Here is a 12,853-nt window from a genome sequence, read left to right as displayed (position 1 = left end):
GACGCCCCGAAGGAAGTCCCCTTGGAAGACAAAGAAAAGTAAGTGCCGCCCCGCACAGGGGCAACACCAATAGACCGACACGAATTCAAGGAAAGGCCCAAAAAATACCAGCAAAAAGCCAACAAACCCCTTAACCAAAACCTTACATCCGGTAAAATTCCGGCCGCAAGCCAAACAAAAAAACAGTACCAGACCAGAAAAACCAAAAAACAGAGAAAGGAAAAACAAACCCGATGACCGACCTCTCCGTCCTCCAGCCTCACGACACCCGTCGCCGCATCTTCGCCATCGTCGGCGCCTCCTCGGGCAATCTCGTCGAATGGTTCGACTTCTACGTGTACTCGTTCTGCGCCCTGTACTTCGCGCCCGCGTTCTTCCCAAGTGGCAACACAACAACCCAGTTGCTCAATACCGCCGGTGTCTTCGCGGCAGGCTTCCTGATGCGCCCAATCGGCGGCTGGTTCTTTGGCCGTCTCGCCGACAAGAAAGGCCGTCGCACCGCGATGATGGTCTCCGTGTTCATGATGTGCGGCGGCTCGCTGGTGATCGCCGTGCTGCCAACCTATGCGCAGATCGGCGCGCTCGCACCCGCGCTTCTGCTCGTCGCGCGCCTGTTCCAGGGGCTGTCGGTCGGCGGCGAATACGGCACGAGCGCGACCTACATGAGTGAAGTCGCGCTCAAGGGTCGTCGCGGCTTCTTCGCGTCGTTCCAGTACGTCACGCTGATCGGCGGACAGCTCTGTGCGCTGCTGGTGCTCGTGGTCCTGCAACAGACCCTCTCCACCGCGGAACTGAAGGCGTGGGGCTGGCGTATTCCGTTCGTCATCGGCGCGCTCGCCGCACTCGTCGCGCTCTATCTGCGTAAATCACTCGACGAAACCACGACGGCCGAAATGCGTCATCGCAAGGAAGCGGGCACGCTGCGGGGGCTGTGGGCGCACAAGGGCGCGTTTGCGACGGTGCTCGGCTTCACGGCCGGCGGCTCGCTGATTTTCTACACGTTCACCACCTACATGCAGAAGTACCTCGTCAACACAGCAGGCATGAACGCAAAGACGGCCAGCAGCGTGATGACGGGTGCGCTCTTCGTCTACATGATCATGCAGCCGCTCTTCGGCGCATTGTCGGACCGCATCGGCCGTCGCACGTCGATGATCCTGTTCGGCCTTTTCGCCACCATCGGCACGGTGCCGCTGCTGCATACGCTGAAGGACATCACGAATCCGTACGCGGCATTCGGCCTGATCGTGCTGGCGCTCGCTATCGTGAGCTTCTATACGTCGATCAGCGGTCTGATCAAGGCTGAAATGTTCCCGCCTGAAGTGCGCGCCCTGGGCGTCGGACTCTCGTATGCGCTCGCCAACGCGATCTTCGGCGGCTCGGCGGAATACGTCGCGCTGTGGCTCAAGCGGGCCGGCAGCGAACCGATGTTCTACTGGTACGTCACGGCACTTTGCGCGATCGCGGGCCTCGTGTCGTTACGCATGCGCGACCCGGGCAAGGAAGGGTATCTGCGTAACGAACCGTAAGCGACACACGCTTCGCGGCGCGTCAGAACGGCGGCTCCGGTATTTCCGGTGCCGCCGTTTTTACTGGCGGAACGCAACAGTTTTTCCAGACGAGCGTTGCGCTTATCGTTCCAGCAGATAAACGTATCGGATTTGCTTCGTTGCTCACGATGGACCACACCCGTAGATTGACGGTTTGAAAGAGCGCCTTTCGACGCTAGCCCATCCGACGATCTGATGAAGAGTTTTGCGTGACACTTGCTACTTCCGACCATCAACCGCCTCACGGAGCCGTTCATCGCTCCGTGCATCAGGACCCTTATCGATCCGGTATCGAAGCCGATATCCAGTCATCCGGATCCGTGCCATCGCAGCGCATCGAAATCCGCGCATTCGATGCGCCAGCCGGCGCCGAGGTGCTCGGTCTCGACCTGAGCCTGCCGCTCGGCGTGGACGATTTCGCGCGCATTCATCGCGCGCATCTCGATCATCATGTGCTGGTGTTCCGCGATCAACGCATTACGCCCGATCAGCACATTGCGTTCAGCCGCCGCTTCGGCCCGCTGCAGATTCATGTGCTGCACCAGTTCCAGCTGGCCGGTTATCCCGAAGTGCTGGTGGTATCGAACATCGTCGAGGACGGCAAGCCAGTCGGGCTCGGGGATGCCGGCCATTTCTGGCATTCCGACCTGTCGTACAAGGAAAACCCCAGCCTCGGCTCGCTGCTGCATGCGCAGGAATTGCCGTCCGAAGGCGGCGACACGCTCTTTGCCAACATGCATCTCGCGTGGGACACGCTGCCCGCCCATCTGCGCAACGCGGTCGAAGGGCGGCTCGCGCAGCACACCTATCTCGCGAAATACGCGGAACTGCAGCAGCGCAGCCCGTGGCGTCCGGATCTTTCGGCGCAACAGATCGCGCAGGTAAAACCCGTCCTGCAGCCGGTGGTGCGCACGCATCCCGAAACGGGCCGCAAGGCGCTCTTTGTCAGCGAACATTTCACCACGCACATCGCGGGCCTGCCCGACGACGAAAGCCGGGAACTGCTTGACGCACTCTTCGCGCATAGCGTGCGGCCGGAGCATCTATATCGCCACGTCTGGGCGGAACACGATCTGGTGTTCTGGGACAACCGCTCGCTGATGCATCTTGCCGCCGGCACCCCCAACCATCTGCGCCGCAAGATGTATCGCACGACCATCGAAGGCGATGTGCCGTTCTAACGGCGTTCACGCGCGCCCTGACGCGCCGCTCCACGCACCCTGAGGTTTCCCATGCATTCAATTCGTCCGGCCGCTCCCCGGCCGTTTAAACGCGCGCGCTTCGTGCGCCGGTTCGCCGCCGCGTTCCTGGCGCTCGTGGTTTCCGCCGCAGGCTTTGGCGTGGCCGTTCCGGCACATGCCGAAGGCCAGATCCGTATCGCTGAACAGTTCGGCATTGTCTATTTGCTGCTGAACGTCGCGCGTGACCAGCAACTGATCGAGAAAGAAGGGCGCAAGGCCGGCATCGACATCAAGGTCGACTGGATACAGCTTTCCGGCGGCTCCGCGGTCAACGACGCGCTGCTGTCCGGTTCGGTCGATATCGCGGGTGCTGGGGTCGGTCCGTTGCTGACGATCTGGGACCGTACGCATGGCCGCCAGAACGTGAAGGGCGTCGCGTCGCTCGGCAATTTCCCTTATTACCTCGTGTCGAACAATCCGAACGTGAAGACAATCGCGGACTTCACGGAGAAGGATCGCATCGCGTTGCCGGCGGTATCGGTCTCCGTGCAATCACGGATGTTGCAGTTCGCCGCCGCGCAGCGCTGGGGCGAAAAGGATTTCAACCGGCTCGACAGACTGACGCAGACGGTGCCGCATCCGGATGCGACAGCCGCGATCATCGCGGGTGGAACGGAAATCACCGGGCACTTTGGCAATCCGCCGTTCCAGGAGCAGGAACTGGCCAGCAATCCGAAAGCGCACATCGTTCTCAATTCGTACGACGTGCTGGGCGGCCCGAGCTCGGCCACCGTACTTTATACGACGGAAAAATTCCGCAACGACAATCCGAAGACGTATCGCGCATTCGTCGACGCACTCGTCGACGCCGCGCGTTACGTGAGTGCCAATCCCGAGGCGGCCGCCGATACCTATATCCGCGTGAATCATTCGAAGATCGATCGCGCGCTGCTGTTGTCGATCATCCGCGATCCGCAGGTGCAGTTCAAGGTCGCGCCGCAGAACACGCTAGCGCTCGCGCAGTTCATGTATCGCGTCGGCGCGATCCGCAATGAGCCCAGGTCATGGAAGGATTATTTCTTCGACGACCCGGCCACAGCGGGTGGAAGCTGATTCGCGCGCTGGCGGACGTCATCGCAGTGAAATCGATGCTTATGCGTCAGGCTGTATTGAATATGCGCAATCGTTGGTTGGTCAGCGGGCGTGTGAACCGTATCGTGCTGGTTTGCACTTGCGGTATCCAGTCGTGAACGCCATGACGCCCGAACCATTCGATACAGCTTTTGCGCAAGGAGCCGAGTGATGGTAGCCAATCCTTCTACGCTTTTCCCGGATGCGGCCGGCGAGGCCGCCGCCGTATCACAGCCCGGACATAGCGAGCGGCTGCTCGCCGTGGATAGCGTCAACCTCGAATACCACACCCGCGAACGCATCGTGCGTGCGACGCACAACGTGAGTTTCGACGTCTACGGCGCCGACCGTTTCGTGCTGCTCGGGCCTTCCGGTTGCGGAAAATCGACGTTGCTCAAGGCGGTAGCGGGATTCATCGCGCCGCGTTCGGGCTCGATTTCACTTGATGGCAAACCGGTGCGCGGGCCAGGCGCGGATCGCATCGTCGTGTTTCAGGAGTTTGACCAGCTGCCACCATGGAAGACGGTGCTGCAAAACGTGATGTTTCCGCTGCGTACCGCAAAGAAGCTCGGACGCGCGGAAGCGAAAGAACGAGCGTTGCACTATCTGGAGAAGGTGGGCCTTGCTGCATTTGTCGACGCTTACCCGCATACGTTATCCGGCGGCATGAAACAGCGTGTCGCGATAGCGCGTGCGCTCGCGATGGAGCCGCGCGTGCTGCTGATGGACGAACCGTTCGCCGCGCTCGATGCACTCACGCGACGCAAGATGCAGGAAGAACTGCTGCGCCTGTGGGAAGAGACGCGTTTTACATTGCTGTTCGTCACGCATTCGATCGAGGAGGCGCTCGTGGTCGGCAACCGGATCCTGCTGCTTTCTCCGCATCCGGGGCGCGTTCGCGCGGAACTCAACAGCCATCAATACTCGCACGACAGCTTCGGGCGTATCGATTTTCAGCGCAGCGTGGCGCACATTCATCGCCTGCTGTTCGAAGAGACGGAGCCTGTCCAATGAGCACGCCCACTTCCAGTACGTCGTGGTTGCCGCCTGTGCGGCCTGAGTACGAGCGCTCGCCGGAGTTGCCGGGCGACGTCGTCGCCGAAGCGCCGTTGCCGGTGGCGCGGCGTTTGATGGCGCAATCGTGGTTGCGCAAGACGCTGATCGCGCTGGTGCTGCTCGCGGCGTGGGAGCTCGCGGCGCGCGTGCTGAATAACGATCTGCTGCTGCCGGGGTTTGGCGCGACGTTGAATGCGTTCGTTCAGGGCGTCCTGTCGGGCGAGCTGTTGCAGAAGACGGCGGTGTCGCTGTCGGTTCTGCTGCGCGGCTATCTGCTGGGTGTGCTGTTCGCGTTTCTGCTGACGTCGCTGGCGGTGTCGACGCGCATTGGCCGTGACCTGCTTTCGATGCTCACCGCGATGTTCAACCCGTTGCCGTCTATCGCGCTGCTGCCGCTTGCGCTGCTGTGGTTTGGGCTTGGCACGGGCAGCCTGCTGTTCGTGCTCGTACACGCAGTACTGTGGCCGCTCGCGCTCAATACGTATTCAGGTTTTCAGGCCGTGCCTGAAACGCTGCGCATGACTGGACGCAATTATGGATTGAGCGGTTTGCGCCACGTGACGCTGATTCTCGTGCCGGCGGCTTTGCCGTCGATTCTTGCCGGTCTGCGTGTGGGCTGGGCCTTTGCGTGGCGCACGCTGATCGCCGCGGAACTCGTATTCGGTGCCAGCAGCGGCAATGGCGGCCTCGGCTGGTACATCTTCCAGAACCGCAACGAACTCTATACCGACCGCGTGTTCGCCGGACTCGCCGCGGTGATTGCGATTGGTCTCCTCGTCGAGCATCTTGTATTCGACACGCTGGAGCGCGTGACGGTGCGTCGTTGGGGTGTGCAGCATTGATCGGTGTGAGCGCGGTACGTTAGCCACCGCGCGTGCGCAGCGCTGATTGACGGATCAACGCGCTTTGAGCGTAAGCATCGAACGCGAAATCATCATGAGGTGATAGTAAAGCCGCATGCTGAAGCCGTAGTTATAGGCGAACAGGTTCTTTACCGCGATACGCAGCCCCTTGACCGGATCGTGGTTGCGAGAATAGACCGAAACGACGATCGGTACGATACGTCGCAATGCGAGCTTGCGCGCCGGTTCAAGCTGACGGTCAAGGCGAAGCTTTTCGATGAACGCATAGGCGGAAACCGAAGCCGCGTTTGTCGAACGTCTGGTCGTCGTCGAAATCGAGACGTCGGTCTTGCGATAGAACGACACGTATTCGTTGAGGTAATACACCTGCTTCGCAGCAAGGCAGAGTTCGACGCCAAATACATAGTCGCAGCACATCCCGTACCGCTCCTTGTAGCTGATGCGGCGCACGAGATCGGCATCCGCCATCCAGCCATTGTTCGGGAACATCTGGATGAGGCCCGTGCGCCCCGGTTGCCGCTGCAATCCTTCAGCGCCTTTCGTGCGGTAAAAATCGGCGTTCAGGCGGTCGCTGGCGTCGCGATCGACATGACCCGCCTGATCGACCTCGTACTGGTTCGCGAACGCCACGTCGAGATCCGGATGGCGCTGCCAGAGCGAAACCAGACGCTCGATGCCATCGACGGCAAGATAGTCATCGTCGTGAATCAGCAGAATCTTGCTGCCGCCCGCTCGCGCAAAAAGACTCGACACATTGCGCGCCTGTCCAAGCGAGGGTGTATTCCTCACGTAACGGATGCGTGGTTCGTGCTGATAGCGCGTCGCGATCATCCTTTGCGTGCGGTCGTCTTTTGAATCGTCGCCTATCAGGATCTCGATGTTTGTGTGAGTCTGCGCGAGGCACGACTCGATGCACTCGACAATGAGATCCGGACGGTTGCAGGTCGGCAGACAAATGGAGACCTTCGTTTGCGTCGTCATCTGGTTCGCCCTGGTTCGTGAGCCTGTGTTCGTGAGGGTCAATACAGCCCGCTCCCATGACGAACTGCTCGCCATGCGACACCAGGGTAGCCCAAAAAAAGTCGAAAAAAATCCTCAATAAATCGGCCAAAAACCCCGGATTCGCTGCAATCGCCCGGCCCAGGTGCACGCGCGGCACCGTACCTGCTGACCGGTCATGCGGGCGGGGGGCTGACCTTGTGGCTTGAGACAAGCTGGTTTTATTCATGCTGGCGCCCCGGAGACGCCTGTGAAACAGGCAATAACACCACTCGCCGGGTCGATCCTGTTTCAACTTCGAGTGAACACGTACATGACGTAACGGCATTAATCAAATGACATTCATGCGCTGGATGAAGCGGGATATCGTGACCAGAATGCTTTCCTGTGCGGCGTGGGTCGCAATTCACTGGAGAGAGCAATGTTCGCGATTACCGGAATCACAGGGCAGGTTGGAGGGGTTGTGGCACGGCAACTGCTGGCGCAGCAGCATGACGTTCGCGCGGTAGTACGTGACGCGACAAAGGGCGCTGCCTGGGCCGGGGCAGGTTGTGAAGTGGTGCTCGCCGGCATGGATGACGCGCAGGCTTTGGCCCGCGCGTTCGCTGGCTCGGAAGGTGTGTTTGTTCTGTTGCCGCCGAATTTCGATCCGTCACCAGGCTTTCCGGAATCGCGCCGGATTATCGCGGCTTTGCGGCAGGCACTGGAAGCCGCGCAGCCACGGAAGGTCGTGTGCCTGTCGACGATCGGTGCTCAGGCAGAAGAGATCAACTTGTTGCAGCAACTGCAGATCATGGAACAGGAACTCGGCACGCTGTCGATGCCCGTCGCGTTTTTGCGGGCCGCGTGGTTCATCGAAAACGCGGTGTGGGATGTCGAGCCTGCCAGCACGACCGGCATCATGCCGAGCTTTCTGCAGCCGCTGGAGCGCGCTGTGCCTATGGTCGCAACCGCTGATGTCGGTCGCGTCGCGGCTCGATTGCTGGGCGAAACATGGGCGGGGCGTCGTGTGGTGGAGCTCGAAGGTCCGCGCCGGGTGAGCCCTGATGACCTTGCCGCCGCGTTCGGTCATCTGCTGGACCGGGATGTGCGGGCGCAACCCGTGCCGCGCGATACGTGGGAGTCGCTGTTTCGCGCGCAAGGCATGCGGAATCCGGTACCGCGCATGCGGATGCTCGACGGCTTCAACGAAGGCTGGATCAGGTTCGAGGTGTCGGAGGCCGAAACGGTGAAAGGTGTCGTGACAGTCGAAACGGTGTTGCGCGGCCTGATCGGGCGGGCGGCCTGAAACCGTTCATCTGTGGCGACATGGACCGGAACGGGCGGCCTGGAGTCGTTTTTTCGTGGTCGTATATCGATGGAATCGGGCAATATGGTGCGTAAAACCCGGCAGGTGCAATCGGGAATGGCAACGTGATTGCAGGAGAAATCGTGCACACAGCGCAATACCGCTTTTCGACGACATGGCGAATCGAAGCGCCGTTGCCTGCGGTCTGGGCTGTGGTTCGCGATGCGTCGCGCTGGCCGCGGTGGTGGAAGAACGTCGAACGCGTGGTCGAAATCGCGCCGGGAACGGGCGAGGGCATCGGCGCCGTTCATCGCTATACGTGGAAAGGCGCGTTGCCGTACCGGATCGTCTTCGACATGCACGTGACGCACGTCGATCCGCTGGTCGCGCTCGAAGGCGAGGCGACCGGCGACGTGCGGGGCACCGGCCGGTGGCAGTTTGCAAACGATGGCGACGCAACCATCGTGCGTTACGACTGGCAGATCCATACGAGCCGGTCGTGGATGAATCTGCTCGCGCCCATCGCACGTCCGGTCTTTCGCTGGAATCACGATGCGGTGATGCGCGAGGGCGGTGAATCGCTTGCACGTCTTCTGCACGCGCGGCTACTCAGTATCGAGCAGACGTAAAGCGTCGGCCCAGAGCTACGGGTTCATGCCATTTGCTGTATGTTCAGGACGTCAGAACCGTTTGTTCAAGGTCGCGCGTAACCCTTTTGTGGCGGCCGCCGCGGGTCTGACCAACAAACCGTTACTTAATAAACCTTGCTTTGAAAGCCTTCACAGCGTACTGTGAGGGCCGAAGTTCAAGAAGATCGATTGCTGATCATCAATGTGTCGCCTCTTCAGCGGTATTCGTTGTCCTCTCACTCCTTGATCCTTCTCAGCCGCTCCTTAACAGGGCGGATTATTTATTTTTTTCGCAAGGTGGGTTATGGAAACCGGTACCGTCAAGTGGTTCAACGACAGCAAAGGCTTTGGCTTCATTACGCCGGACGCAGGTGGTGAAGATCTTTTCGCGCACTTCTCGGAAGTGAAAGGCGATGGCTTCAAGACCCTGGCTGAAAACCAGAAGGTCAGCTACGAAACGAAGCGCGGCCCGAAGGGCATGCAGGCAGCGAATATCACGCCGCTTTAAGTCGCTGTTTCGGGCGCGTCAAGGCCTGAACGACCCCGCAACAGTGGGCCTCAAGGGCACACGGCTGATCGGGGTATAACGGCAACCTTTAAGGTCGCCGTCTGCTGCCGCTCCTTATCGGAGCGGCAGTTTCGTTTGCGCAACCGTTTCGTGCGTTTCCGTTCGCTCCGTTTGATTGATAGACTGATGTCCCGAGGCACACAACAAGACCCGGACACAGGAGACTTCAACAATGAAAATCGCTTTCAAGGATTTCGAGCGGCAGGTCATGCAGCGTCACCTCATCAAGGGACACGTCTACGAAAACGCGGCGGCGCTCGTTGAACGCGCAAACGCATGGATTGCCGAAGAAAGCATCGATGTCGTGAACGTAGAAAGTCTGTCGACGTTCGGCAGCGGTGACGACACGAGCGTCAGCCACTGGTATTCGGGCATCCGGATCTGGTATCGCATACCCTGAAGTGTTTTTCACGCCAGACCGAAATGAAGGTGCCGAGGCGAATCCCACGTCACGTGCGACGGGCGCGCGGCCATGCGCGCTCAAGCCGACAGCTTCGCCGTGTTTGCCGTGCCAACCTTGAATTCCGATAACGTGCCTCGCACGCGCGTCACCTGTTCTTCGAGCGACTGGGCTGCGGCCGCCGCCTGTTCGACGAGCGCGGCATTTTGCTGCGTGACCTGATCCATCTGCGTGACGGCCGCTGCGACCTGTTCAATTCCCCGGCTCTGTTCTTCCGATGCGCTCGCAATTTCCGCCACGATGGCCGAGACCTGTCCGATCGCGGTCTTGACCTGCTCCACCGTCGAGCCGACATGCGCCGCCTGCGATGATCCCTCGCGCACCATTGCAACCGACGAGCCGATGAGCGCCTTGATTTCCTTTGCCGCCGTTGAAGAGCGTTGCGCGAGATTGCGCACCTCGCTTGCGACGACCGCGAAGCCGCGCCCGTGATCGCCGGCTCTCGCGGCTTCCACTGCGGCGTTGAGCGCGAGAATGTTCGTCTGGAACGCAATGCCTTCGATAAGACCGGTGATCTCGGAGATTTTGGTCGATCCCTGGTTGATCTGCTCGATGGTGTGCATCATCGCCTGAACTGCGTCGTGACCGTCGTCCGCCATCCCGGACGCGCGGCTCGCGAGGTTGTTTGCCTGACGTGCGTTGTCGGTGTTGTGCCTGACCGTCTCCGTGAGTTCGACCATGCTCGCAGCGGTCTCCTCAAGCGACGCCGCCTGTTCCTCGGTGCGGGCTGAAAGATCCATATTGCCCGCCGCGATCTGCTGCGTGGCCGTACTGACCGAATCGGTCGCGGCCTGGACGGTCAGCACGGTTTCCTCGACGCGGTTCATGAACCGGTCGAACCATACGGCGCCGCGCCCGAACTCATCCATGCGGCGCGCGGCGGATCGCCTCGACAGATCCAGTGTCTGCGACAGGTACTGGAACGAACGCGATTGCCTGCCCAGACCGTCGACCACGATGGCTTGCAGATGCACAAAGCCAAACGCGAGTATCGCAATCGTCCCGCCTGTGGCAACAGGTAGTAGCCAGAGCAGGGCGTGTGTGGACACGCCGGCAAACGAATGCGAATCGCGCAGCGCGACCGTCGCCACCACACCGATGCCCAGTGTGAGCAGCGCTGGGATGCCAAGGGCCATCGCCAGGCGAAACTTGATGGTTGGAACAAACTTGTGCATCGGGTCTCCAATGGGCTGCGTTCCAGGGCAACCGTCTGTCTCGCAGATTGCCGTCGAACGACACCTGTATGGCCGTTTTGATGAAACTGTACGTCGGCGTCATGCCCGTCGAGACGCAAGCGCCTTCGAGCGGGCATCACGATTCAAGGAACGGTTAGAACGCGAATCCGAGGCTGCCGTTGCTTCTGAAGCTGTTCAGGAACTGGAAGCGGGCCGTGGACACTTCGGACTGCGCCTGAAGCGGCGTCGCGAGCCCCATGACCTTGCCGCCCGCACCCGTGTACGCGGGCCAGTCCGGCAGACCGTTGCCGTTCGGATTGCCGGTCTTCGCGAAGTTCGTCCAGTACGACGACATCGCATCCGCGACCGCGGCGTCAGTCGCATCAGGCGCGCCGTGGCCGTTTGCCACGAGATTCTGGAAGACGTACGGCACTTCCGACACGTGGATGGGCAGCGGATTGTAGGCGGACGTCTGGCTGAAGTAGTACGAGTAGACAGGCGACTTGCCGGTTTTCAGCTGCAGATTGGCCATCTCCCACGTTTGCGACGCGATGATCAGATCGCCCGCAAGCGTGACTTCCGACTGCTGTGCCGCGGCGTCGGTGGTTGCCGGGTAGAACTGCAGGAACGTATTGATGTTCGCGGAGCCAAACGCGGCAGTAGCCGCCGTGACGAAGTGATCTTTCGTGTCGGCGGAAATGCCTGCCGTTGCGGCGAAAATCGTGCCTTCGTCCGCATTTTGTCCTTCGAGCAGCGGTACGTCGTTTTGCTGGCCGGCGGCAAATCGCGAGTAAGGATCGGTTGTGAGCACATAACCGTCGACGCTCGGGTTACAGGCCGGTTCCGTCGGGTCGGTCATCAGCTGCGAAGCCGGCAAGGCACGAAGATCGGCCAGCGTTTTGGCGCCCATCGTCACGCCCAGTTGCGCGCCGATCTGCGACACGGCAGCATGCGATCGCATCACGCCCTGCGGTGTTTCCCAGAAGGCTCCGCTTTCGGCGATCGCCTTGTTGAAGGTGCCCGCGGCGAGTGGCGACGCCAGAAGCATCCCGACCGCATGCGCCCCGGCCGATTCGCCGAACACGGTAATGTTGTTCGGGTCGCCACCGAACGCCGCGATGTTTGTCTTTACCCAATGCAGCGCGGCGATCTGGTCGAGCAGGCCATACATCCCGGACGACTTGCCACCCGATTCGGCGTCGAGATCCTGGCGCGCAAGAAAACCGAACACGCCGAGCCGGTAGTTAAGCGATACGACGACCACCCCTTTCTTCGCGAGGTTGCCGCCTTCCCAGCGCGGATCTCCCGATGTGCCGAACTGGAAGCCGCCGCCATGCAGCCACACCATCACAGGGCGTTTTTCAGTGGTTGATTTCGCGCCGGTCCACACGTTGAGGAACAGGCAGTCTTCGCTTGCCTTGCTGTTGTCGACGGGGCCGAATGCGGTGCCTTGCCAGCATGTGTTGCCGTATTGCGTGGCCGCCTTGCTGCCGGTCCACTTGACGGGCGGTTGAGGCGCCTGCCAGCGCAACGCGCCGACGGGCGCCGCTGCGTATGGGATGCCCTTGAAGCTGATAATGCCGGACGAGTCAGCAGGATTGCCGGTGACAAGACCGGTCTCGACCTGGGCCTGACTGTTTGCCAGCACAGCGGATTGCGCGGGGTTGCCATTGGAGCCGCCACAGGCGGTCAGTATCGCGGTCACGCACGCTAGCGTCGTCGCGCGCAGCAGCGCCTCTTTTTTAATCACGGTTTTGTCTCCTTCATTATTTTTGAATCGTCACGCTGTCCGCATGAGACTGAGCAAGCCTTTTCCGCGAGACATCGCAGGCGGCCCCGGACGTTTGAAATTAATATTTGTCGTCTTTTGTGCTTTAAAAAATAAATCGGATGACGAACTAATGTTCATCCGGTTCGATATAAAAGTCGTTGGTGGAGTGTTCGATTGCCCGC

General features: G+C 60.5%; 12 protein-coding genes. 9 read left to right on the top strand and 3 right to left on the bottom strand.

From position 1 onward, the window contains the following. Positions 1 to 233: 233 nt before the first annotated feature. The 5 genes from LPA34_RS06615 to LPA34_RS06595 all read left to right on the top strand — a co-directional run bounded on the left by LPA34_RS06615 (position 234) and on the right by LPA34_RS06595 (position 5,760). Entirely contained in the window at positions 234 to 1,529 is a 1,296-nt protein-coding gene (locus LPA34_RS06615) for an MFS family transporter (protein ID WP_228976226.1), read from the top strand. Positions 1,530 to 1,840: 311 nt separating this feature from the next. After that, positions 1,841 to 2,731 (top strand): TauD/TfdA dioxygenase family protein, encoded by an 891-nt coding sequence (locus LPA34_RS06610; RefSeq protein ID WP_407672519.1) that lies wholly within the window; start codon positions 1,841 to 1,843, stop codon positions 2,729 to 2,731. 51 nt (positions 2,732 to 2,782) lie between these two features. Next, positions 2,783 to 3,844, top strand: coding sequence for an ABC transporter substrate-binding protein (locus LPA34_RS06605; RefSeq protein WP_228976225.1), 1,062 nt, complete (start codon positions 2,783 to 2,785; stop codon positions 3,842 to 3,844). Positions 3,845 to 4,033: 189 nt separating this feature from the next. Then, the gene (locus LPA34_RS06600) at positions 4,034 to 4,876 is read left to right on the top strand and encodes an ABC transporter ATP-binding protein (RefSeq protein ID WP_228976221.1); all 843 of its coding nucleotides are present in this window, start codon (positions 4,034 to 4,036) and stop codon (positions 4,874 to 4,876) included. After that, on the top strand, positions 4,873 to 5,760 hold the full coding sequence (locus tag LPA34_RS06595; RefSeq protein ID WP_228976218.1) for an ABC transporter permease: 888 nt from the start codon (positions 4,873 to 4,875) through the stop codon (positions 5,758 to 5,760). The genes LPA34_RS06600 and LPA34_RS06595 overlap by 4 nt, the downstream gene beginning before the upstream one ends. 54 nt (positions 5,761 to 5,814) lie before the next feature. Here LPA34_RS06595 and LPA34_RS06590 read toward each other — a convergent pair whose 3' ends face one another. Next, positions 5,815 to 6,762, bottom strand: coding sequence for a glycosyltransferase family 2 protein (locus tag LPA34_RS06590; RefSeq protein ID WP_228976216.1), 948 nt, complete (start codon positions 6,760 to 6,762; stop codon positions 5,815 to 5,817). Positions 6,763 to 7,201: 439 nt separating this feature from the next. On the opposite strand from LPA34_RS06590, the gene LPA34_RS06585 reads away from it, so the two are divergent. From LPA34_RS06585 to LPA34_RS06570, 4 genes are all read left to right on the top strand, one after another. Then, positions 7,202 to 8,068, top strand: coding sequence for an NAD(P)H-binding protein (locus LPA34_RS06585; RefSeq protein WP_228976214.1), 867 nt, complete (start codon positions 7,202 to 7,204; stop codon positions 8,066 to 8,068). 143 nt (positions 8,069 to 8,211) lie between these two features. Then, positions 8,212 to 8,697: an SRPBCC family protein gene (locus LPA34_RS06580; protein ID WP_228976212.1), complete on the top strand. Its 486-nt coding sequence runs from the start codon at positions 8,212 to 8,214 to the stop codon at positions 8,695 to 8,697. A gap of 304 nt (positions 8,698 to 9,001) precedes the next feature. Further along, positions 9,002 to 9,205 (top strand): cold-shock protein, encoded by a 204-nt coding sequence (locus tag LPA34_RS06575; protein WP_090537609.1) that lies wholly within the window; start codon positions 9,002 to 9,004, stop codon positions 9,203 to 9,205. Positions 9,206 to 9,437: 232 nt separating this feature from the next. After that, on the top strand, positions 9,438 to 9,665 hold the full coding sequence (locus tag LPA34_RS06570; protein ID WP_228976210.1) for a hypothetical protein: 228 nt from the start codon (positions 9,438 to 9,440) through the stop codon (positions 9,663 to 9,665). An 80-nt stretch (positions 9,666 to 9,745) separates the two neighbouring features. Here LPA34_RS06570 and LPA34_RS26945 read toward each other — a convergent pair whose 3' ends face one another. Continuing rightward, positions 9,746 to 10,900 carry a methyl-accepting chemotaxis protein gene (locus LPA34_RS26945; protein ID WP_324251709.1) on the bottom strand — a complete coding sequence of 385 codons (1,155 nt, stop codon included), beginning with the start codon at positions 10,898 to 10,900 and terminating at the stop codon, positions 9,746 to 9,748. A gap of 154 nt (positions 10,901 to 11,054) precedes the next feature. Then, positions 11,055 to 12,650, bottom strand: a complete 1,596-nt coding sequence (locus tag LPA34_RS06560) for a carboxylesterase/lipase family protein (RefSeq protein ID WP_228976208.1) — start codon at positions 12,648 to 12,650, stop codon at positions 11,055 to 11,057. Positions 12,651 to 12,853: the final 203 nt, after the last annotated feature.

It is taken from the genome of Paraburkholderia gardini, from assembly GCF_907164575.1.
In the GTDB taxonomy this organism is placed as follows: domain Bacteria; phylum Pseudomonadota; class Gammaproteobacteria; order Burkholderiales; family Burkholderiaceae; genus Paraburkholderia; species Paraburkholderia gardini.
The sequence above is the reverse complement of the archived record's forward strand: the minus strand, read 5'-3'. Positions and strand labels throughout refer to the sequence as shown.